Origin of the sequence: Chryseotalea sp. WA131a (genome assembly GCA_025370075.1) — a bacterium.
In the GTDB taxonomy this organism is placed as follows: domain Bacteria; phylum Bacteroidota; class Bacteroidia; order Cytophagales; family Cyclobacteriaceae; genus ELB16-189.
Genome location: CP073016.1, coordinates 1919528 through 1940780, shown reverse-complemented (window position 1 = coordinate 1940780; position 21253 = coordinate 1919528). Strand labels below are relative to the sequence as shown.

The window sequence follows — 21253 nt, the reverse complement described above, 5'->3', positions numbered from 1 at the left end:
CTAACACCTAAATCCCAAAGTCACTTCACCTTCACTGTCTTCATCATGGCATGAACGGTGGGTTGCCACTCTTCTTTTAAATCTTTAGGACAATTGAACGAAAACACCAAGGCTTTGTCTTTCTCAACAAAATATTGAATATAAGTGTAGCGATAGACGGGTGATTGCTCGCCCAACGCCATTTTGTTTCCGTTTACACGCGATTGGAATTCGAAGTAGATGAATTTTTTTTTATTAATAATTTGAATGCCCTCGCTTATAAAATCTACACGGTCGTATAAGTTGGTGATCCCCGCACGAAAGAATTTTCTTGCCAGTTCAATATTGCCATCAGGCCATTGCGTGGCCGAAATATTTACGCTGAAATCTGCCGAGCGATTTTTGTTTGTGAACGCGGCCAAAGGCGAACGGACGGACGGATAGCGTTGCACAATATCTTCGGGCGTCATCAGCGAAAGTGATTTTGGAATCGATACGGTAACGCCATCACTTATTTTTATTTTGGTGAGTTTGGGCGGAGCAAAGCCGGTTAGGGTTACTATCAAGATAAGGCAGAATGTTACAGGTTTCATGGAGAAAAATTTAGAATATATTCCTAACGATGCCGTCAGGATAGCTATTGTTTAGTGTCAGCTTTCTTTGCCTATTTATCCTCTGTTCATTAGTGTAGGAGTACTTTTTTCATATCGATTGTCAACTGTCAACTCTACTTACTAACTTGCGATCCCAAATTTAACTATTTTCTATGCTTCGAACTCATACCTGCGGTGAATTGCGAATAACGGATGTAAACAAACAAGTTACCCTTACGGGATGGGTGCAGCGCCTGCGTGATAAGGGCAGTTTATTGTGGATTGATTTGCGCGATCGCTATGGGATCACCCAGCTTTTTTTGGAAGAAGGAAAATCAGAGGCGGCTTTGCTAAAAGCAGCGCGTGGTTTGGGTCGCGAGTTTGTGGTAAAGGTACAAGGCACAGTGGCTGAAAGGATGTCGAAAAATGATAAAATGGCCACAGGTGAAATTGAAATAAAAGTTACTTCTATTGACGTATTGAATAGCTCTAAAACACCTCCGTTCACCATTGAAGACCAAACGGATGGGGGAGATGATTTACGGATGAAGTACCGCTACTTGGATTTGCGCAGAGCCCCCGTGCGGGAAAGCCTGCAACTTCGCCACAAGATGGCGCAACAAACGCGCGTCTATTTAGATAGCTTGAATTTCATTGAAGTGGAAACCCCGGTCTTGATTAAGTCAACACCCGAAGGCGCGCGCGATTTTGTGGTTCCTTCGCGCATGAACCCCGGAGAATTTTATGCGCTGCCGCAATCGCCACAAACGTTCAAACAATTGCTGATGGTGAGTGGCTTCGACCGCTATTATCAAATTGTAAAATGCTTTCGCGATGAAGACTTGCGTGCCGATCGTCAGCCCGAGTTTACACAGATTGACTGCGAGATGGCCTTCATTACGCAAGAAGATATTTTAAAAACCTTTGAAGGCTTGGTGCGCCACTTGTTCAAAACGGTAAAAGGAATTGACATGCCTTCGGTGCCACACATGAGTTATGCCGATGCCATGGCACACTATGGCTCTGATAAGCCCGACACACGCTTTGATATGAAGATTGTAGACTTGCAAGAAGTGGCAAAAGGAAAAGGCTTTACGGTTTTTGAAGAGGCACAGTTGGTAGGTGGAATTTGTGCAAAAGGTTGCGCAAGTTATACGCGCAAACAAATTGATGAGCTTACTGATTTTGTAAAGAAGCCACAAATCGGTGCGAAAGGTTTGGTGTACCTGCGTTGCGAAGCAAACGGCACCTTCAAATCATCGGTCGATAAATTTTTTGATGAGATGGAGCTCAGTCGCTTTGCACAAAAATTCAATGCAGATGCAGGCGATTTAATTTTGATACTGGCAGGAGAAAAAGAAAGAACCTTGAAAGCCTTGGGTGAACTTCGCTTGCATGTGGCCAATCAATTGGGCTTGCGCGATAAAAATAAATTTGCTCCACTGTGGGTAGTTGATTTTCCATTGTTGGAATGGAATGAGGAAACCAACCTGCCTACCGGACAGGCAGGCCGCTGGCACGCCATGCACCATCCGTTTACCTCACCCAAACCAGAAGACATGAACTTGTTGGATAGCGACCCCGGTAAGGTGCGTGCCAATGCGTACGACATGGTGTTGAACGGAACAGAAATTGGCGGTGGATCTATTCGTATTCATGATCGTGCCACGCAGCAATTGATGTTCAGCAAACTCGGCTTTAGCGAAGAAGAAGCTAAAAAGCAATTTGGATTTTTGATGGATGCGTTTGATTTTGGTGCCCCTCCGCACGGTGGCATCGCGTTTGGGTTCGATCGGTTGTGTTCTTTGTTTGGTGGAGCAGACTCCATCCGCGATTTCATTGCCTTCCCTAAAAATAATTCGGGTCGGGATATGATGATTGATACACCCGCCACTCTATCGAATGAACAGCTAAAAGAGCTCAACATTATCGTAAAAATAGACTGATGAAGAGTATCTTATTTTTGTTTTCGATGGTCATTTTAATGGCCACCTCTTGTAAAGAAAACAAGGAATGTTGTGCTCAACCCACCAATTCTCCACTCATTCAGGCAAGCATCGGTCGAGTAGGGGCATCATTGGATATTCAGACAGCGACCTCCGCAGGTACTGTTTTGATGGGTGGTAGCACCGATGTAGATGAAGCAATCCAATGGATGATCCGCAAAAGCGGAGGCGGGGATTTTGTGGTCATTCGAGCCACCGGCTCTACCGGCTACAATGACTACATCAAAGGCTTAGGGAAATTAAATTCAGTTGAGACACTGCTCATTGACTCCAAGGAAAAGGCAAACCTAGAGTCTACCCGAAATACAATTATGAATGCGGAGGCACTTTTTATTGCCGGGGGCGATCAGAGTAATTATGTTCAGTTTTGGAAAGATAGCGAAACATCCAAAGCCATTCAATATTTGATTGATGTAAAAAAAGTACCCATTGGTGGAACCAGTGCAGGCTGCGCCATTTTGAGCGGGTATATTTTTGATGCAAAAAATGGATCAGTAACTACCGAGGCGGCACTTGCAAACCCCTTTGATCCACAAGTGAGCGTCACCAAAAATTTTATACAAGTCCCTTTTCTTCAGAACGCCATTGCCGATCAACACTATGCTCAACGAGACCGTCAAGGACGGCATGTTGTATTCATGGCCAGAATGATGAAAGACTTTGATGTGCGTGCAGGAATGGGAATTGGCGTGGACGAAAAAACAGCAGTTGCCATTGAAGAAACGGGTGCTTCTACTGTGTTTGGTACCGGAAATGCTTATTTTTTGTTTGCCGATCAGTTGCCTGATCAATGCGAGCCTCAGAAGAAATTAAAATGGGACAACAGTGGAAAAGCCATCAAATGTTTTATCCGAGCTGGAAGTGGCAAGGGTACTGATGGCTTACACCTGCAAGAAAATCCACCCAGCCTGCCAACTCAATTTTGGAGTGTGGTGGATGGTGTTTTAAAGTCCAACTAACGAAATACACTCCTTCAGTTTTTTTTAGTTGAACTTTCTTATCAACTTTTGAAGAGTGTGGACATTTGATAATCAGATAAATGAGAGGCAGTAAAATCATTGTTCTCAGTTGGCTTATAGGGGTACTCCATTTCAACTCTTGGGCACAATCGGTGCGACAAATTGAATCAAAAATTGAAAAGGCCAATTGGTCGGCATCTAAGCAGCTTCTTCAAAAAGCACTTCATCGTGATTCAGCTAACCTTCAGTTGAATTTGTTGATAACGAAGTGGTATGTATCGGCCGTTAACCCAGGCTATCAAATTGATTCTGCAAAACACTATTTAGATAAATCAAAAACCTATTACCAGCAATTGCCAATAAAGCTTCGCGAACGTGCCAACCGGTGGGGCATTGACGAGAATATATTATCTCGGCTTGAAAGTAGCATTGATAGCCTCGCTTTTGTAAACGCAAAGCAAATTAATTCTGAAGTTGCATACAATCACTTTATCAATCAATACCCTTCAGCCAAAGAAGTGGGCATGGCTATTGAGTTGCGCAATGAGGTTGCATTTCTGGATGCCCTTAAGATAAACTCATATCAAAGTTTTCAACAATACATTCAGAGCTACCCTCAATCGCACCGGATTTCAGAGGCAACCTATCGGTATGAGAAATTGTTATTTGAAGCCAAAACACGCGATGATAAACTCAACAGTTACATTTCATTTATCGAAGCCTATCCTAACAGCCCTTTCCGAAAAATGGCGGAGGCTGTAATTTATGAGCGATCCACTGCATTGGGCGATACTGCGAGTTACTTCAATTTTTTGCAACGATTTCCCACTAGCGCTTATCGGAAAAAAGCAATCGACCGATTGTATTATCTCTATCAAGAAATAGAAAAACCTTTTCCACAAAAGTTGATGACCGATTCGCTGGCGGCTGTTCATAAGTTAAATGACGATTATTGGGTGCCTGTATTGGCGAAGGGAAAATACGCATTTATCAATTCGTCAGGTGAAGAAGTAATACCTCCTCAATTTACTGATGTCGAAGCGACATACAAATGCGGTTTGGTGGAATCAGACATGTTAAGCACCAGCGAAGGATTGTTTGGGCGCAACGGAAAAAAGATTTTTGATTTCACACCGATCCGTCAAGCACTGGGGTTAGGCTTTTGGAAAGTGGGCGACTCCACTTGCCTGAAGTTGGTACATGCCAGCGGAGAAAAAGTAATTTCAGATTGTTTCAATGACATTCAACTGATTGGCAATCGATTTTTGTTTGTCGTGAAGAAATTGGGCGGAGTCATTTACACCCTACACGGTAAGCAATTACTGTCTGAAACGTGGGACGATGCTGAATGGTTGGAAAACGTACTGGTGTTGACCCGTTTGGAAAAAAAAACAGTGTATAGTCTTTCGGCTTTAGAAAAAATTGTGAAGGGTGAGGCGCTTGAGCAGCAACAAGTGTTTGACGAAGTACGGGCCGTAGGCAAAGAACGTTTACTGGTACGAAACGGTTCGCTGGAAGGTTTGATCGATTCACAACAGCAATTCATCGTTCCGCTCAGCCGACAAACTCTTCTGCTCGAATCATTTGGATTAGTGCGCAAAATCAATAACGAATTTCTGTTGGATGCTGTCGACCTCCAATTAGCAAATCAAAAATTTAAAAACTACAGTTTCAATCGTCAATGGCTTTTGTTGAACAGCCATCCAAACCAACGAATATGGGATACTCGCGCCAAGCGTTTTTTGCCCTTGCATGACAGCAGTTGGTTTGCTGCGGGGTTGTTGTTTGCGAAGCGAGGAGATTCCAGCACGGTTTACTTTAACTCATCGAATGAGCTTTCTTTTTTTGGTGAGAATAAAATCACGATTATTCCTTCACGCGATTCGGTACATGCTTTTTTTGTTACCGATGCCAAGCAAAAGAAAACCGTTTATGAAGTGGTGAATGGCAAAAAATTGTTTCTCATTGAATGCGATGGCATCGAATCATTGAACCGAGATTTGTTTATGATTGTGCGCAAATCAAAAAAAGGAATTATCAATCGGGCAGGTAAAATTATATTACTGGTTGAATATGAAGCAGTAGCACTCAATCAAACACACTATTGGTCAACCTTTAAAGACAAGAAATTTGGATTGGTGGATGTGCAAAACGGACAAGTAATTAAACCAGTATCCACCAAAGGTTTGTCGATCTTAAACAAAAGCACTTTGATTGTCTTTAAAGATGGTTTTTACGGATTGATGGATTGGAGTGGCAAATCCGTGACCGAATTTGAGTATGACGAAATTTTGCCTTGGAAAGAAAACACGATTTGGGTCAAGAAAAATTTTAGCTGGACGTTGTTCGATTATGTGACGAGCAAAGTGATTATCGATCGAATCAAACGGTTCGATACATGGCTGGATGGTGAGACGGAAAAATTGTATCGTATTCAACGGGAGAATTTCTTTGGAGTAATTAGTTCGTCCAAAGGAGTAATTATTCCACCTACTTTTTCAATGATTTTGAATGTAGGAAGTAATGAAGTGCCTCTATACTTTACGGATAAAGAAGTGGAAGAAGCAGGCGTGCATGTGGTGATTTACTATAACCAAAACGGAAAGTTTTTGCGGAAGCAGGTATATGAAGACGAGGAGTTTGAGCAGGTAGCATGTGAGCAGTAGGTTAACGACCATTACACGGATAATAATCCTGAGCGGTCTTCACAAAATAGTAACATAACCCCATCTGTTTTTTAGCTATTTTTCGATTCAATTTAAGTTATGAAAAAACACCTGTTTCCATTGCTATTGCTTTGTTTGAATTTTAGTTATGCTCAAAACACCCAGCCTAAACTAGTGGTAGGCATTGTGGTTGACCAAATGCGGCAAGAATATCTGTATCGCTTCGAATCGAAGTTTGGCGAGGGTGGCTTTAAGCGATTGATGGGAAATGGATTTATTCTCACCAATGCCCATTACAACTACGTGCCTACCTACACCGGGCCCGGGCATGCTTCCATTTATTCAGGAACAACTCCTGCCACGCATGGAATTATTGGCAATGATTGGTGGGACAAAAATTTAGAGAAAGAAGTAAACTGTGTTAACGATGACCGCTACAAGCCGGTGGGAAACCCCGAAGGAAATGGAGACGTATCTCCGTGGCGATTGCTTTCTTCTACCATTACCGATGAATTAAAAATCAGCACGCAAAAAAAAGGGAAGGTAGTAGGACTTTCGATCAAAGACCGTGGAGCGGTGCTGCCTGCTGGCCACTTGCCCGATGGTGCGTATTGGCTAGATAGCAAATCAGGAAAATTTATTACCAGCACCTATTACAAGAACACCCTACCAGAATGGGTGGACAACTTTAATAATTTAAAACTCGCAGATAATTATTTGAATCAAGAATGGAGAACCTTGTTACCCATCGAAAAGTATTCAAACCCAGATGATTCACCTTATGAACGAAAGTTTAAGGGCAAAGATAAACCCGTTTTTCCATACCACTTAAAAGAGCTTAAAAAAGAAAACGGAGGTTACGATCTGCTTAGCGTTACTGCTTTTGGCGATGACCTATTGACTGAGTTTGCAAAATCAGCACTGATGGGCGAACAGATGGGCAAAGATGATGTTACCGATTTCTTGGCTATCTCATTTTCGACTCCTGATTATGTGGGGCACTCCATGGGGCCTAATTCTGTAGAGCTGGAAGATACCTACTTGCGATTGGATAAAAACCTGGAAGATTTATTGAAACGATTGGATAAAGAAGTTGGTGAGAGCAACTATGTGGTGTTTTTAACAGCCGATCATGCGGTGGCAGAAGTACCTCAGTTTCTGAAAGACAACAAAGTGCCTGCAGGTAATTTTTCGTGGAGCAATGTAGAGGCCGGGTTGACCGAACATTTGCAAAAGCAATTTCCTGGCAAGAAGGTGATTGATAAAATTACCAACGAGCAAGTGTACTTCAATCATGATGTGTTTTCGGGTGACCCAAAAAGTGCAGGCATTGAATTATTGATTGCCACCGAAATGACGGTGAATTTTCTTCAATCCGTGGAAGGCATCGCACAAGTGTACCCAAAGTCAATCATCAAACAAGGCATTTACAACGAGACGGGTGTAAAAGGAATGATGGTGCGTGGTTACAATTTTAAGCGAAGTGGAGATGTGTTGGTTCAATTAGAGCCTTCGTGGATTCCGTCATCGTATCCTACAGGCACCACACATGGTTCAGCCTATTCGTACGATACACATGTCCCGATTTTGTTTTTCGGAAAAGGGATCAAAAAAGGAAAATCTTCTGCCTATCATACCATTACCGATATTGCCCCCACGCTTTCGGTAATGTTGAAAATCAAATTCCCCAGTGGCTGTACAGGGCAACCGATTACCGAGATTTTGGATTAACCTTAAACTTCGAACGTCTCACTTCGAATTTCGAACTTCTAATTCCCAAACACCCCAAACATATTCAAGATCACCATCCCAATAATGATTGGGCAGATAAAGCGAACCATGAAGAGCCAGATTTTATAGGGAGCAATGCCCAACACACTACCTGTTTTAAAGGATGGCATGCCTTGCTCAATTTCATCCACCAATTTTTCTGTTTTCATAAACCAACCAGTGAACAAACAAGTAGATAGCACCACGAGCATCATTAACAAACTCCCGAAGAGATAATCAAACACATCCATGAAGCCTGTTTTGATAACCCCTAAAAAATCCACTTTCATGATTGATAAACTTTCTATTGCTCCGGTGGACAGTGCGGAAGGAATGCCGAACAAAAACGCTGCGATGGCTACCGTCCAAGCAGCTTTCTTTCTATTCCATTTCTTTTGATCCATAAAATAGGCCGATGGAGCTTCCAACATTGAAATGGTAGACGTGATGGCCGCAAAAAACAAGAGCAAAAAGAACAGTGCACCAGCAATGTTGCCCAATGGCATCTGCTGAAAAATATTGGCGAGCACATTGAACACCAATGTGGGGCCTTCGGTGGGCGATTGATTAAACGCAAACACTGCAGGGAAAACCATGAAGCCCGCGAGCAATGCTACCGAAGTATCCATTGCGCCCACCCACAAACTAGATGAAACAATGTTTTGTGTTTTCGGCAAGTAAGAGCCGTAGGTAATCATCATGCCCCAACCCACACCTAACGAGAAAAATGCTTGAGTGAGTGCTGCCAATACCACGTGCCCATTGATTTTAGAAAAATCAGGCACGAGGTAATACTCAATACCTTTGCCTGCCCCCGGCAAGGTTACACTTCTAAAAATCACCACGATCAACAAAACAAAAAGCATGGGCATCAAAATCTTGGTCGCTTTTTCAATGCCGCCCGATACCCCACCTAACACAATCCAAGCCGTAACCAAAATTACAAACGCACCTAGTGGAATCACATATTCTGGAGTGGCAATAAATTTAGTGAACGGCATATTGATCGAAAAGAGCGAAGTAAAAATGTAGCCCACCGTCCAGCCGGCAATGGTGCTGTAATAACTGAGTACGATAAATGTTACGATCAGTGGCAATACACCCACTAACGAAATCCATAATTTATTTCCACCCAAAGTTTGAATGGCGCCCACGGGATTTTTGCCTGTCAGTCGGCCGAGCGCAATTTCGTTGATGAGCATGGGCACCGCCACCAGCACCACACAAATGATGTACACTAGCACAAAGGCTGCCCCTCCGTTTTCACCTGTGAGGTACGGAAACCTCCACACATTGCCCAAGCCCACGGCCGAGCCAGCCGCAGCCATGATAAAACCAAACTTTGAGCCCCATTGTCCACGATTTTCTGCCATAAAGATTTAGATTCTGCGTGAAGATTATAAGAATTGTGGGAAGTAGCAAACGCACGATGGGCGAGCGGTAGTAGGTCACACGTAATGGGCTTTAGCTCTATCCCGAAATTGTTTTAACACCCACCAACACTTGCCGCAAACTACTTTGATAGGAGGGTGAAACCTGATTTAATTCTATGAAGCAAAAAAAACAGACCGAAAAGGCCTATTTTTAAAATCAATCATAAGCCTTTAGAAGGCGAAACCAAAGCATACGCCTGCTCTTACGCCAAATCCTTCAAAAGCATTGGTAGTGAATGAACCAGCTCCTGAAGTAACTTTAGGCGTTCCGTTAGAATAACTAGGCTCAAATCTTGATAGCGAAGAAAAGGCGCGATGTAAACACCTTGCAGGGCTTCCCTTTCAGGTAAATAAAAACGATAATGCGGTGTAATGCCAAACCCTCTAAAAGAGGTTTCGCTGACTGAATTATTCCTTTTCCAAAAAAGGATATTTATAATCCGTAGGCGTCACAAATGTTTCTTTAATGGTGCGCATGGATACCCATCGCAGCAAATTTACTTTTGCCCCGGCCTTGTCGTTGGTGCCGCTTCCCCTTGCGCCACCAAAAGGTTGCTGCCCAACTACCGCACCGGTTGGTTTATCGTTGATATAGAAATTGCCGGCCGAGTTAACCAATTTTTTAGTCGCCATTTCTACCGCGTAGCGATCTTTTGCTAGAATCGACCCGGTCAACGCATAAGGCGATGTTCTGTCTACAAGCTCCAAGGTTTGTTCAAAATTCTCTTCGTGATAAACATAAATGGTTACAACAGGGCCAAATATTTCTTCGCACATGGTCAATGACGAAGCGTCTTTGGTCAGCACCACCGTTGGCTCAATAAAATAGCCTTTTGATTTGTCGTACTTGCCACCCGAAATAATTTCGTTCATTGGGTTTTGCCTCGCTTTTTCAATGTAGCCAGTGATGGAATTAAATGCTTTCTCGTCAATCACGGCATTGATGAAGTTTCCAAAATCTTCCGTGCCGCCCATTTTCATGGAGGCCAAATCGGCCAACAAATATTTTTTCACATCCTCCCACAGGTTAGAAGGGATGTAGCATCGCGAAGCAGCCGAACATTTTTGCCCTTGGTACTCGAACGCACCGCGCGCAATGGCTGTAGCCACCTGCTTGGCATCGGCACTCTTGTGCACCATAATGAAATCTTTACCGCCCGTTTCGCCTACAATGCGTGGGTACGATTTGTAGAGATGGATATTTTGACCAATGGTTTTCCAAATGTTTTGAAACACACCGGTGCTTCCCGTAAAGTGAATGCCACCAAAATCTTTGTGCGAGAAAATCACATCGCCAGCATCAGGGCCCGTTACATAAATCAAATTGATCACACCATCTGGCAATCCTGCTTCTTTTAAAATTTGCATGATCACGTTGGCAGCATAAATCTGAGAGTTGGCGGGTTTCCAAACTACCGTATTGCCCATCAGCGCGGCACTGGTAGGAAGATTTCCAGCAATGGCCGTAAAGTTGAAAGGTGTCAATGCAAATACAAATCCTTCCAGCGGTCGGTACTCCAACCGGTTCCACACACCCGGAGATGATTCAGGTTGATCACGGTAGATTTCGCCCATGAAGTGAACATTGTAGCGCAAGAAATCGATGAGCTCGCATGCTGAATCAATCTCTGCTTGGAAAGCATTTTTCGATTGCCCCAACATGGTGGCGGCATTCATGATGTAACGGTATGGCCCTGCCAGCAAATCAGCGGCTTTCAAAAAAATGCTGGCCCGGTTTTCCCAACTCAGGTTCGCCCACAGTTCTTTGGCGGCCATGGCAGCATCAATCGCTTGTGCCACATGCTGCTTGTCGCCTTCGTAATAGTAACCCAAAACGTGTTGATGATCGTGTGGGGGAGTCAGCGGTTTTTTATTCCCATTTCTTACTTCGCTAGTGCCAATGTACATCGGTATGTCCAGCACTTGGGCGCGCGCATCGGCCAGGGCTTTTTTTAATGCAGCTCGTTCTTTGGTGCCGGGTGCATACGATAATACAGGTTCGTTTTTTGGAATGGGCAAGTTGAAAAATCCAGTAGACATATAGAGATATTAGATTATAGATTAAGATTTGTGATTTGTGATTTGTGATTTGTGATTATAACGAGGGGCGAAGTTAGTGAAATTGAAATGATTTTAATGGAGTTCAGCGTCTCTAAATACGTGGCTACAAAAGGGGTCTAATTTATAATATATTCCTTAGCTCAATCAGTCCTTCAATTTCAAAATCAACAGTAGCTTCGTGTTTGATTTTGAGGGGATTATAAAACACTGTATCTAATCCCGCATTTTTGGCACCACCGATATCCGTTATCAAATTATCGCCAATCATGACTACCTCGTGCGGCTGCAAACCGTTTTCTGTTAAGGCAAATTCAAAGATTTCTTTTGCAGGCTTCTTATGTCCGGCCTTTTCGGAAGTAACCACGCTGGTGAAATAATGCAGGATGCCCGAGCTTGTCATTTTAATTGCCTGTATCTCGCTGAAACCATTTGTAATGATATGCATTGGATAATGGGGATGAAGATATTCCAAAATCTCTTTGGCATGTGGCAATAGGTTCTTCTTTTTAGGCGATACGCTCACATAGTCTTTTGAAAATTGTAACGACATTTCATATTCATCCACATTATGTTCCAACAAAATTCGGTGGAAGCGCTGCGTGCGAATGGTCTCTTGCGGAATCTGACCAGTATCGTACAAATGCCACAACTCGGTGTTGATGCGCTTAAAAGTGATCAAAAAATCTTCAATTGAAACTCCTTTGTGACGAAGCTCATACGCGTGGTGCAATTCTCGCAAAGCCTCAGCCGAATTGGTTTCAAAATCCCAAAGTGTGTGATCGAGATCGAAGAAGATGGCTTTGTATTTGTTGGGCATTTAGAAATATAATGTTACGAGATACTAAGCGGTTTGATATTTAATTTGTTGAGGGAAAGCTCTCGGTTGCTGTACATGTTTTTAAAAATCTGTTGGTCTTGCTGCATAATGGGGTCACGACTCACCCATTGCAAGAGTTGCTTTACAATATCAAACACCTCGTCTTTGATTTGGTAAAACGCCCACTGGTTGATTTTACGCGCGGTGAGGATGCCCGAATTTTTCAAGTAGAGTAGATGACGACTTGTTTTGGTTTGGGTAAACTCCAAAATTCGTTCTAAGTCGGTGATGCACATTTCACCATTGTTGATAATCAAGTTGAGGATGCGCAAGCGCGAAGTATCAGAGCCAGCCAAAAAAATCTGTGCGCCTAAATCAACATTGAAATGTTTGAGCCTCATAAGGATTCAAAAATACGGTATTGAATGACACCAAAGATGGTGCTGGTAAGATTTTTTAAATGACTTGTATGGTACTTCTAAAATGAAGGAGAGCTATCATTGTCCCAAGAATCTCGCCTCAGACTTTATTTATGTTTTGCAAAAAACGAGAAAGTCTGGTTACTTTTAGGCCACGATGCGTTGGTGAAATATAACTAAGAGAGAAATTATCTTTATAAAGTTAAGGATAGAGTTAAGTAAGCCACCGCCATAGAGGCGAAAAAAAGGAATGAAGATTAATTCACATAAATTTATAACCTGATGAAAACGAACTTGATCTTTTTATTCTTTGTATCTCTATTCGCATCTCGACTTGCGGAAGCACAGCATAAAGTAAACACGCCCTATTATGAAATGCGCGTTTGCTGGGCGGCCGAGGGCAAGTTGCCAGATTTGTTAAAGGCCTACCAGGAAAATATTGTGAAACTTTTAGAAAAGCACCACATCAAAAGTGTGGGCTATTGGGTGCCAGCAGATAACAAAGAGAGCAAGTTGGTTTGCTTGTTTTCTTACCCGAATGTAGAGGCACGAGAAACCGCCTGGAAGAACATGGGAAAAGATCCTGCATGGAAGAAAACGAAACTGGCGTTGGAGCCAAGTGGGTTGGTAACCAAAATAGAATCTTCATTTTTTCTAGAGACGGATTATTCGCCCGCGAATTTTAGCAGCCAAGTTGGCCGCGTGTTCGAGTTAAGGATATACACCACCACGCACTACAACCTCGGCTTGTTGAATGCGCGCTTTCGCAATCACACGTTGGCATTGTTTTCAAAATATGGCATGACCAACCTGTTGTATATGACGCCCGTTGGCAAAGACAACAACCTGACTTACTTTTTAAGCCATGCTTCCGCGGAAGCGGCCAAAGCATCGTTTACCGCTTTTGTGGCCGATGAAGGTTGGAAGAAAGCGAAGGATGCATCAGAACTATTGGCCAACGGCCCAATCACATCCGACATCAAATCGGAGTTTTTGGTGCCAACAGATTTTTCACCTTGGAGGTAGGACTGCAAGCAAAAAATAGGTTATTTGGAAGTGGACGTAATTTGTAATTCAAGCATTGTTTACTAAAATCTTAATGCTTCGGCAGGCAAGCCTGAGGTAACCCCCCCTAACATTGCAGGGAAGAACTGAAACCATGAATAGCCTAACCTGCCTACCGGATAGGCGCCAAACCTAAACCCGAGCGATAGCCACCTTTGTGAAAGCCCCAATCAGTTGAGAAGTGTTAAAATCGCCTAGCTAACTCGCTCTATTTGCGCCCCTAATTTTTTCAACCGTCCTTCAATATCCTGATACCCTCTGTCAATTTGCTCTACATTTGAAATTTCACTTTCGCCTGACGCAGATAACGCAGCAATCAACAAGGCAACACCCGCACGAATATCAGGTGACGACATTTTAATTCCGCGTAAAGATTGCTTCCGATCTAAACCCATGATGCTGGCGCGGTGTGGGTCGCACAATATAATTTGAGCACCCATGTCGATCAGCTTATCAACAAAAAACAAACGGCTCTCAAACATTTTTTGATGAATGAGCACATTGCCTTTGGCTTGTGTTGCTACCACCAATACAATACTTAATAAATCGGGAGTAAAACCTGGCCACGGAGCATCTGCGATGGTAAGGATAGATCCATCAATAAATGTTTCAATCTCGTATCGCTCTTGTGCGGGTATGTAAATATCATCCCCACGGAATTCCATTTTAATTCCAAGTCGTCTGAATATTTCTGGAATGATCCCCAGCATATCAATTCGGCAATTTTTGATAGTGATTTCCGACTGCGTCATGGCAGCGAGGCCAATGAAGCTGCCAATCTCAATCATGTCGGGCAATATAGTATGCTCTGTTCCGCCTAATTTTTCTACCCCTTCAATCGTCAATAAGTTTGAGCCGATGCCACTTATTTTTGCACCCATGCGGTTGAGCATGGAGCAGAGCTGTTGCAAATAGGGTTCGCATGCAGCATTGTAGATGGTGGTTGTCCCTTTCGCCAATACAGCAGCCATCACAATGTTGGCTGTACCGGTTACAGAAGCTTCATCCAGCAACATGTAGCAGCCTTGCAAGTGCGAGGCATCGATGTTGTATAGATTTTCGTCAGGATTGTAATTGAATTTTGCGCCCAAATTTTGAAAGCCGATGAAGTGCGTGTCTAATCTCCTTCTTCCGATTTTGTCGCCACCCGGTTTTGGAATGTTAGCTTCGCCAAACCTTGCTAAAATGGGGCCGAGCAGCATAACTGAGCCGCGCAGGGCCGCTGCTTTTTTTCTGTACGTGTCTGTTTTTAGAAAATCGGTATTGATGTTAGCGGCTGTAAAGCGATACGAACCCTTTCCTAGGTTTTCTACTTTACAACCCAAGTCACCCACCAATTCAATCAGTTTGTTGACATCAACAATAGTTGGAATATTATGAATAGTAACGGGCTCTGCCGTGAGTAGGGGCGTGCAAATAACTTGAAGGGCTTCGTTTTTGGCACCTTGCGGGATAATCTCTCCTTTTAATTTTATTCCGCCTTTGATTTTAAACGAGCTCATGAATCTCTTCTGCGGTGGGGATTGTTGCGTCTGTTTTTGTTGAATCGCTGATTGCGATGGTTGCGATCGCGTGTGCCATTTTCGCGGGCATCGCCATTGGGGCCGGGACGTGGGCCTTTGCGATCGCGGTATAATTTCTCAAATAAATTGTCTTCACGTACTTTGTCCAAGTTCAATTGCAATTTTCCTTGCGACATGATTTGCAAATCTTTTACAATCACCGAATCATCGAGCGTTTCTTTGTTCCAGTTACTGTAAAAAGTCTTCATCAACTTACCCAAATAGATCGTGGCTTCTTCGCGCTCTTGAGGGTCTTCTTTTTTAATCGCTTCTTTCACCAAACGCTCTACGTTTTTGCCATAATGCTTAAACCGAACATCGCTCTGTGGATACTCCATCTTACGAGGCTTCTTGAACAGAATGGTTCGATCGGGTGTGGTAAACGGATTATCGATGTCTAAGTTGAAGTCAGCAATGATGTAGAGGTCGTCCCACATACGTTGTGGGTTTTCGTGGGCTTCTTTTACCACGGGCGCCAATTGTTTGATCAGTTCGATCAAGGTGGTGGCCATTTTTGTGCGCTTCTCCTTATCGGGAATGGTGCGGATGTAGTTGACGAGTTTTTGTACGTTGCGGCCGTACTCTTTTAGAATAATGCCTTCACGTTGGGTGTTGTATTCTGCTATCATTTAGTAATCGTTAGATAAATCTTCTAAAAGTTGAACGTTTAAATCCTTAATGTTTTTGAGTTTTTTGTCATTGGTAAGAAATACAGTGCAGTTGAATTCAACTGCTGTCGCAAGTTGAAGTGCATCAAAATTTTGTAAAAAAGGATAGTTAGCTCTTATGGTTGATGAGAGTTCGGCTATTGAACGGGTGATCTCCTTAGTTTGTATCTCAAAGACTTTTAGCATTTCCTCCATTTCCTCTATCAGCTCAAGTTTTTTTATCCGCTTAGGTTTTACTCCAAATTCAGCAATTGAAATCACGCTGGTAACAAAGTTTGCGTTATTCTGAATCATTTTCGTAAAATAGGATGAAGTTCTTGAGTAGTAGTTCGGATTATTCTCGACAATGTAAATAATCGGAGCGGTGTCGAGAAAAATTAATTCAGAATCTATCATCAGCGCGCAAACGATTTACGTACTCCTGTGCGTCCTCACCCCATGTGCCTTGCTTCCTTTTTCCTAGTCTTTCAAATAGCGCAAGTGCTTTTTCTTTTTTGGTTAAGGTCGAGTCAAGATGGGAATAGATTGAAACTTTCTCTTTTGCAGAAAGTTTATTTATATCATCCATTATCTCGGCAAGGTTTCGCATTTGCAATGCAATTCAGTGTATCTTCAACTTAGCAAAGCTAAGTAATAATGTCTTCTCCCCAAAATCAGCAAAATGTATTTTGGCTTTGCGTTCAGCGCCTACTTCTTCCAATAGTACCACCGTGCCAAAGCCAAATTTAGGATGCTCGACTTTCATGCCTGCTACCAATCCTCTAGTATCACTAGGAACAAAGTCGGCCGCTGGTTTGTAAGCGGTAGGCTTTGCCACAGGCTGGGAACTCACTGTCTTTTTCATGCCTGTGACAAAACTTTTGGCATAGTTGGGGTTGGGTGCTACCGAATCCATGCCCCCAAACTTGGTGCTGGTTTTGATGTAACGCTTATCGATGTCATCTAAGAAGCGGCTGGGTTCGCAATTCTTCAATCGACCGAAGCGATAACGAGTAAGTGCGTAAGACAGAAAAAGTTTTTTTTGTGCTCGCGTAATCGCTACATAAAACAGCCTTCGCTCTTCTTCCAATTCCGCTCGACTGCTTAGCATCATTTGCGAAGGAAACAAATCTTCCTCCATGCCCACGATGTACACATTTTTGAATTCCAATCCTTTGGCCATGTGAATGGTCATCAGTGTTACCTTGTCGGGATCGTTGTCTTTGTTTTCGTCTTGGCCGGTAATCAGCGAAACTTCTTGCAAGAAAGCCCCTAAACTTTTGTCTTCCTTTTCGGGATCGTCCACATATTCTTTTATCGCGTTGAGCAACTCTTGCACGTTTTCGTATCGGCTCAATCCTTCGGCCGTCTTGTCTTCGTACAATTCTTTCAATAAGCCAGATGACTTTGCTATTTCGGCCGCAGCCTCGTAGGCATCTTTGGTTTGGATTTCAATCCCAAAGCGTTTGATTTTATTGACGAAGTCATCAATTGGTCCCGAAGCGCGACCACCCAAAAACGAATTGGCATTTTGAACTACTTCCCAGATGGAGATGGCGTGGTCATTGGCCGCCACAATGATTTTATCGATGGTGGAATCGCCAATACCGCGCTTGGGTAAGTTGATAATTCTGCGAAAGGAAGCCTCGTCTTGCTGATTGAGTGAAAACCGCAAATAGGCCAATAAGTCTTTGATCTCCTTCCGTTGATAGAAGGAGAGACCACCCACCACTTTGTATTTGATGTTCATGCGCCTCAAGGCCTCTTCAATGGAGCGTGACTGGCTGTTAGTTCTGTAGAGCACCACAAAATCGCTGAACTTGTATTGGTGCTGCATCTTTTCTTCAAAGATGGAAGAAGCAACCAATTTACCTTCTTCATTATCCGAAACCGACTTGATCAACTCTACCAAATTGCCTTCTTCGTTTGCCGTCCAAACTTTTTTGGGTAATTGCGCTTTGTTTTTTGCAATAACGGAATTCGCTGCTTCCACAATGGTTTGTGTAGATCGGTAATTTTGTTCGAGCTTAATAATTCTTAAGTCTTCGTAATCTTTTTCGAAGTTCAAGATGTTGCTGATGTCTGCTCCGCGGAAAGCATAAATACTTTGCGCATCATCGCCCACTACACAAATGTTTTGACGAACGGCTGCCAGTTTGCGAATGATAAAATATTGGCACAGGTTGGTATCCTGAAACTCATCTACCAACACATAGCGGAAGCGTTGCTGGTATTTGTTCAGCACCTCTAAATGTTCCTTGAAAAGTTTGTCGGTATTGAAAAGCAGATCATCAAAATCCATTGCGCCCGACTTGAAGCAGCGAAGCGCATACGCTTTGTAAATGTTTCCAATCTCTGGCCGCATGTTGGCCGCATCATCGCCCATCACCATCGGGTTGGCCAAATAATCTTGCCAGGAAATGAGCTTGTTTTTAGCGGAAGAAATTCGGTTGTAAACCGTATTGGCTTTGTATTGGGTTTCATCGAGCCCCATCTCCTTCACAATCGATTTGATGAGCGACTTCGAGTCATCGGTATCGTAAATGGTAAAATTGTTTGGGTAGCCAATGTGGTGTGCTTCCGCGCGAAGGATTCTAGCAAACACCGAGTGAAAAGTACCCATCCAAAGATTGCGCGCTTCCGCACCCACTACTTTCTCAATACGGTCGCGCATTTCTTTGGCGGCCTTGTTGGTGAACGTAAGCGACATGATGTTGAAAGGATCAACTTGATGTTCTTGTAGTAGATGGGCAATGCGGTAGGTAAGCACACGTGTTTTACCCGAACCAGCTCCTGCAATCAGCATGCAGGGGCCATCGGTATTGAGAACGGCTTCGAGTTGGGGTTCGTTGAGGGTTTGTAAGTAATTGTCCATAAAATCAAAAGGCAAGTTACTGTTGATTAGTCGAAATAGGTTAAGAAATTAAGTTTAATTTTGAGCTTGTTCAACCAATGGTTTAAGTACTTTTTATAATGCCTCCATTTTTAGCCACTGCAAAGAAAGAATCATTCGCTACATGGAAGTTTCGCACGCTCATGAATTGGTATCCCATGTATTTCGGCTCGGGCGGAAAGATTTTGTTTTGGGCAGCAGACCATAGCGAAGTTCATTTGCGCCTGCGGTTAAATATATGGACCTACAACTATGTGGGCACCATCTTTGGGGGCAGCATGTTTTCGGCCTCCGATCCGTTTTATATGCTAATGTTGTTCAAAGCGTTAGGCCCTCGCTATGTAGTGTGGGACAAATCGGCAAGCATACGCTTTCGCAAACCAGGCAAGCAGACGTTGTATGCCAAGTACGTACTTGCAGAAACAGACTTGCAGGAGATAAAAGCATCCGTCAAAGAAAAATCAGAAATCACCAAAACATTTACGATTCAATGGGTGGACAAGGATCAAGTGGTTCACGCTGAAATTGAGCGCCTGTGTTATATTGCCGACAAAGATCATTATCAAAAGAAAAAGGGCGATAGCCAAGAGGCTAAACTGGAATTCGTTAGGAGAAAGCAATAATTCTTATCTTTGAAAAAAAAGAATATGCCGGCCGCACTCAATAGCATCCAGTTAGAAATCTTGAAAATGTTCAGGAATAATCAATCGGAGGAGGAACTTCAAGAAATAAAATCTTTATTGATTAACTATCTTTCAAATAAGGCAGTTGCAGAAGCAGATAAGGCTTTTGTTGAAAAGGGCTATACACCTGAGGTTTTTGAATCATGGAAGAACGAACATTTCCGCAAATCTAAATAGGATGACAGTTGTAATGGACTGTAACATTGTAATTAGATGCTTTTCATCACATTCCCCGTATCATCTTATTTACAAATCATTAATAGCTAACAAATTTAATCTAGCCATTACATCGGAGATTATACTGGAATACGAAGAAATTCTACAACAAAAGTATAGTGTAACGGCAGCAAATTCTCTTGTAGCTGTTTTGTTAGAATTACCCAACGTTAAGTTTGTTTACCCATACTACAACTGGAATTTAATAGAAGTAGACAAAGACGACAACAAATATTGTGATTGCGCCATTGCTAGTCAATCATCTTATCTCGTTACGAATGATAGGCATTTTGACATCTTAAAAAGTATTCCATTTCCTGCCATATCTGTAATTACCATTGATGAATTTTCTAATTTGCTTTTGTCAAACCTTAAGTTAGTGTAAATGATTAAAGTAGGAGAGATACTCGTTTCAGACGATATCAAAGAGGTTGAGTTTGTCTGCCATTTAGAAAAATGCAAAGGTGCCTGTTGTGTAGAAGGCGATTTGGGCGCCCCACTGGAAGAAGATGAACTGCAAGTGATGAAGGACATTCAAGAACAAGTAAAGCCTTATCTCACAGCAGACGGATTGAAAGCCATTGAGGCTCAAGGCCCCTATATTTTAGATGAAGATGGCGATTTTTCTACGCCCACCATTGAAGGGCGAGAGTGTGCCTATGCACACTACAACGAACAAGGGATACTGAAGTGCGGCATTGAGCAAGCCTATTTAGATGGAAAGATCACTTACCGCAAACCTATTTCGTGCCATCTGTATCCCATCCGCATCACCAAAAACAAGAAAGGATTTGAAGCCGTGAATTATCATAAGTGGAGCATTTGTTCGGCAGCTTGCTCGTTAGGCAAATCGCTGCAAGTACCGCTGTATAAGTTTTTGAAAGACCCGTTGATTAGGAAGTATGGAGAGGGGTGGTATGAGGAGTTGGTGGTGAAGATTGAGAAAGTCTAGACCGGGGTAGAATCCGGGGTAGAATTAACTAAAAACAAAAAGCCCCACATTGCTGTGAGGCTTTCCTTTTTTTGACCAAAGAGAGATTACTCTCCCACTACATTCACTGTAATAGAATGTTTTACTTCTTTGTGTAAATCTAAATAGGCAGTATACGTACCTAATTGCTTAGGCTGCTCTTTGAAGCTGATTTTCTTACGATCTACCTCAAAACCTTTTGCCTTTAAAGCATCGGATACCTGCACGGCTGTAACCGCACCGAATATCTTGCCGCTTTCGCCAGCCTTCGTTCCGATTTCGATGGTAAGTTCACCAATCTTGGCCACTAAGGTTTCAGCATCTAACTTCACCTTAGCCGCTTTGTGGGCAGCTTGGCGCACGTTTTCCGCTACCACTTTTTTATTCGACTCATTGGCAATCAATGCCACGCCATTGGGGATCAAGTAATTTCTCCCATACCCTGGCTTTACTTTTACGATGTCATTCTTGTAACCGAGTCCTGTTACGTCTTGTTTCAATATTATTTCCATGG

General features: G+C 42.9%; 20 protein-coding genes. 9 read left to right on the top strand and 11 right to left on the bottom strand.

Going from position 1 to position 21253, the window contains the following annotated elements; translation table 11 throughout:
* Window positions 1–20 precede the first annotated feature (20 nt).
* A complete protein-coding gene (locus KA713_08715) occupies window positions 21–572 on the bottom strand; it encodes a hypothetical protein (protein ID UXE68635.1) in 552 nt (183 codons plus the stop codon).
* Window positions 573–745: 173 nt separating this feature from the next.
* Between KA713_08715 and aspS the strand changes: the two genes are divergently transcribed.
* The 4 genes from aspS (at window position 746) to KA713_08695 (ending at window position 7934) form a co-directional block, all read left to right on the top strand.
* Complete coding sequence (gene aspS, locus KA713_08710) at window positions 746–2518, top strand: aspartate--tRNA ligase (GenBank protein ID UXE68634.1); 1773 nt, start codon at window positions 746–748, stop codon at window positions 2516–2518.
* A complete protein-coding gene (locus KA713_08705) occupies window positions 2518–3537 on the top strand; it encodes a cyanophycinase (GenBank protein ID UXE68633.1) in 1020 nt (339 codons plus the stop codon). Before aspS ends, KA713_08705 begins: the two co-directional genes overlap by 1 nt.
* Before the next feature lie 80 nt (window positions 3538–3617).
* The gene (locus KA713_08700; GenBank protein UXE68632.1) at window positions 3618–6203 is read left to right on the top strand and encodes a WG repeat-containing protein; all 2586 of its coding nucleotides are present in this window, start codon (window positions 3618–3620) and stop codon (window positions 6201–6203) included.
* 99 nt (window positions 6204–6302) lie between these two features.
* Entirely contained in the window at window positions 6303–7934 is a 1632-nt protein-coding gene (locus tag KA713_08695; protein ID UXE68631.1) for an alkaline phosphatase family protein, read from the top strand.
* A 38-nt stretch (window positions 7935–7972) separates the two neighbouring features.
* On the opposite strand, the gene KA713_08690 is transcribed toward KA713_08695, so the two are convergent.
* The 4 genes from KA713_08690 to KA713_08675 all read right to left on the bottom strand — a co-directional run bounded on the left by KA713_08690 (window position 7973) and on the right by KA713_08675 (window position 12685).
* Complete coding sequence (locus tag KA713_08690) at window positions 7973–9346, bottom strand: sodium-dependent transporter (GenBank protein ID UXE68630.1); 1374 nt, start codon at window positions 9344–9346, stop codon at window positions 7973–7975.
* Between the two features lie 468 nt (window positions 9347–9814).
* A complete protein-coding gene (gene pruA, locus KA713_08685; protein ID UXE68629.1) occupies window positions 9815–11446 on the bottom strand; it encodes an L-glutamate gamma-semialdehyde dehydrogenase in 1632 nt (543 codons plus the stop codon).
* A gap of 142 nt (window positions 11447–11588) precedes the next feature.
* Window positions 11589–12284, bottom strand: a complete 696-nt coding sequence (locus KA713_08680) for a YjjG family noncanonical pyrimidine nucleotidase (protein ID UXE68628.1) — start codon at window positions 12282–12284, stop codon at window positions 11589–11591.
* A gap of 14 nt (window positions 12285–12298) precedes the next feature.
* Entirely contained in the window at window positions 12299–12685 is a 387-nt protein-coding gene (locus KA713_08675) for a helix-turn-helix transcriptional regulator (protein ID UXE68627.1), read from the bottom strand.
* A gap of 300 nt (window positions 12686–12985) precedes the next feature.
* Between KA713_08675 and KA713_08670 the strand changes: the two genes are divergently transcribed.
* Complete coding sequence (locus tag KA713_08670; protein ID UXE68626.1) at window positions 12986–13729, top strand: NIPSNAP family protein; 744 nt, start codon at window positions 12986–12988, stop codon at window positions 13727–13729.
* A 233-nt stretch (window positions 13730–13962) separates the two neighbouring features.
* On the opposite strand, the gene murA is transcribed toward KA713_08670, so the two are convergent.
* Genes murA through KA713_08645 form a run of 5 tightly spaced genes read right to left on the bottom strand, consistent with a single transcriptional unit; the run spans window position 13963 to window position 18852 of the window.
* On the bottom strand, window positions 13963–15270 hold the full coding sequence (gene murA / locus KA713_08665) for a UDP-N-acetylglucosamine 1-carboxyvinyltransferase (protein ID UXE68625.1): 1308 nt from the start codon (window positions 15268–15270) through the stop codon (window positions 13963–13965).
* The gene (locus KA713_08660; protein UXE68624.1) at window positions 15267–15959 is read right to left on the bottom strand and encodes a DUF4290 domain-containing protein; all 693 of its coding nucleotides are present in this window, start codon (window positions 15957–15959) and stop codon (window positions 15267–15269) included. The genes murA and KA713_08660 overlap by 4 nt, the downstream gene beginning before the upstream one ends.
* Entirely contained in the window at window positions 15960–16394 is a 435-nt protein-coding gene (locus tag KA713_08655; GenBank protein ID UXE68623.1) for a PIN domain-containing protein, read from the bottom strand.
* Window positions 16381–16587 (bottom strand): hypothetical protein, encoded by a 207-nt coding sequence (locus KA713_08650; GenBank protein UXE68622.1) that lies wholly within the window; start codon window positions 16585–16587, stop codon window positions 16381–16383. Before KA713_08650 ends, KA713_08655 begins: the two co-directional genes overlap by 14 nt.
* 12 nt (window positions 16588–16599) lie before the next feature.
* Window positions 16600–18852, bottom strand: a complete 2253-nt coding sequence (locus KA713_08645; GenBank protein UXE68621.1) for a UvrD-helicase domain-containing protein — start codon at window positions 18850–18852, stop codon at window positions 16600–16602.
* A gap of 98 nt (window positions 18853–18950) precedes the next feature.
* On the opposite strand from KA713_08645, the gene KA713_08640 reads away from it, so the two are divergent.
* The 4 genes from KA713_08640 to KA713_08625 are packed head-to-tail and all read left to right on the top strand — an operon-like array spanning window position 18951 to window position 20721.
* Window positions 18951–19493, top strand: a complete 543-nt coding sequence (locus KA713_08640) for a DUF4442 domain-containing protein (GenBank protein ID UXE68620.1) — start codon at window positions 18951–18953, stop codon at window positions 19491–19493.
* A gap of 24 nt (window positions 19494–19517) precedes the next feature.
* Window positions 19518–19730 carry a hypothetical protein gene (locus KA713_08635; protein UXE69083.1) on the top strand — a complete coding sequence of 71 codons (213 nt, stop codon included), beginning with the start codon at window positions 19518–19520 and terminating at the stop codon, window positions 19728–19730.
* A gap of 13 nt (window positions 19731–19743) precedes the next feature.
* Entirely contained in the window at window positions 19744–20154 is a 411-nt protein-coding gene (locus tag KA713_08630; GenBank protein ID UXE68619.1) for a putative toxin-antitoxin system toxin component, PIN family, read from the top strand.
* Window positions 20155–20721: a DUF3109 family protein gene (locus tag KA713_08625; GenBank protein ID UXE68618.1), complete on the top strand. Its 567-nt coding sequence runs from the start codon at window positions 20155–20157 to the stop codon at window positions 20719–20721.
* An 86-nt stretch (window positions 20722–20807) separates the two neighbouring features.
* On the opposite strand, the gene rplI is transcribed toward KA713_08625, so the two are convergent.
* Window positions 20808–21251 (bottom strand): 50S ribosomal protein L9, encoded by a 444-nt coding sequence (rplI, locus tag KA713_08620; GenBank protein UXE68617.1) that lies wholly within the window; start codon window positions 21249–21251, stop codon window positions 20808–20810.
* Window positions 21252–21253 lie beyond the last annotated feature (2 nt).

Excerpts from the sequence above, each read along its gene's own strand:
- pruA (UXE68629.1), bottom strand. The coding sequence starts at position 11,446 with ATGTCTACTGGATTTTTCAACTTGCCCATTCCAAAAAACGAACCTGTA.
- KA713_08640 (UXE68620.1), top strand. The coding sequence starts at position 18,951 with ATGCCTCCATTTTTAGCCACTGCAAAGAAAGAATCATTCGCTACATGG.
- KA713_08680 (UXE68628.1), bottom strand. The coding sequence starts at position 12,284 with ATGCCCAACAAATACAAAGCCATCTTCTTCGATCTCGATCACACACTT.
- KA713_08660 (UXE68624.1), bottom strand. The coding sequence starts at position 15,959 with ATGATAGCAGAATACAACACCCAACGTGAAGGCATTATTCTAAAAGAG.
- KA713_08695 (UXE68631.1), top strand. The coding sequence starts at position 6,303 with ATGAAAAAACACCTGTTTCCATTGCTATTGCTTTGTTTGAATTTTAGT.
- KA713_08635 (UXE69083.1), top strand. The coding sequence starts at position 19,518 with ATGCCGGCCGCACTCAATAGCATCCAGTTAGAAATCTTGAAAATGTTC.
- KA713_08630 (UXE68619.1), top strand. The coding sequence starts at position 19,744 with ATGGACTGTAACATTGTAATTAGATGCTTTTCATCACATTCCCCGTAT.
- KA713_08655 (UXE68623.1), bottom strand. The coding sequence starts at position 16,394 with ATGATAGATTCTGAATTAATTTTTCTCGACACCGCTCCGATTATTTAC.
- KA713_08690 (UXE68630.1), bottom strand. The coding sequence starts at position 9,346 with ATGGCAGAAAATCGTGGACAATGGGGCTCAAAGTTTGGTTTTATCATG.
- KA713_08645 (UXE68621.1), bottom strand. The coding sequence starts at position 18,852 with ATGGACAATTACTTACAAACCCTCAACGAACCCCAACTCGAAGCCGTT.
- KA713_08700 (UXE68632.1), top strand. The coding sequence starts at position 3,618 with ATGAGAGGCAGTAAAATCATTGTTCTCAGTTGGCTTATAGGGGTACTC.
- KA713_08715 (UXE68635.1), bottom strand. The coding sequence starts at position 572 with ATGAAACCTGTAACATTCTGCCTTATCTTGATAGTAACCCTAACCGGC.
- KA713_08670 (UXE68626.1), top strand. The coding sequence starts at position 12,986 with ATGAAAACGAACTTGATCTTTTTATTCTTTGTATCTCTATTCGCATCT.
- aspS (UXE68634.1), top strand. The coding sequence starts at position 746 with ATGCTTCGAACTCATACCTGCGGTGAATTGCGAATAACGGATGTAAAC.
- rplI (UXE68617.1), bottom strand. The coding sequence starts at position 21,251 with ATGGAAATAATATTGAAACAAGACGTAACAGGACTCGGTTACAAGAAT.
- KA713_08675 (UXE68627.1), bottom strand. The coding sequence starts at position 12,685 with ATGAGGCTCAAACATTTCAATGTTGATTTAGGCGCACAGATTTTTTTG.
- KA713_08705 (UXE68633.1), top strand. The coding sequence starts at position 2,518 with ATGAAGAGTATCTTATTTTTGTTTTCGATGGTCATTTTAATGGCCACC.
- KA713_08625 (UXE68618.1), top strand. The coding sequence starts at position 20,155 with ATGATTAAAGTAGGAGAGATACTCGTTTCAGACGATATCAAAGAGGTT.
- KA713_08650 (UXE68622.1), bottom strand. The coding sequence starts at position 16,587 with ATGCGAAACCTTGCCGAGATAATGGATGATATAAATAAACTTTCTGCA.
- murA (UXE68625.1), bottom strand. The coding sequence starts at position 15,270 with ATGAGCTCGTTTAAAATCAAAGGCGGAATAAAATTAAAAGGAGAGATT.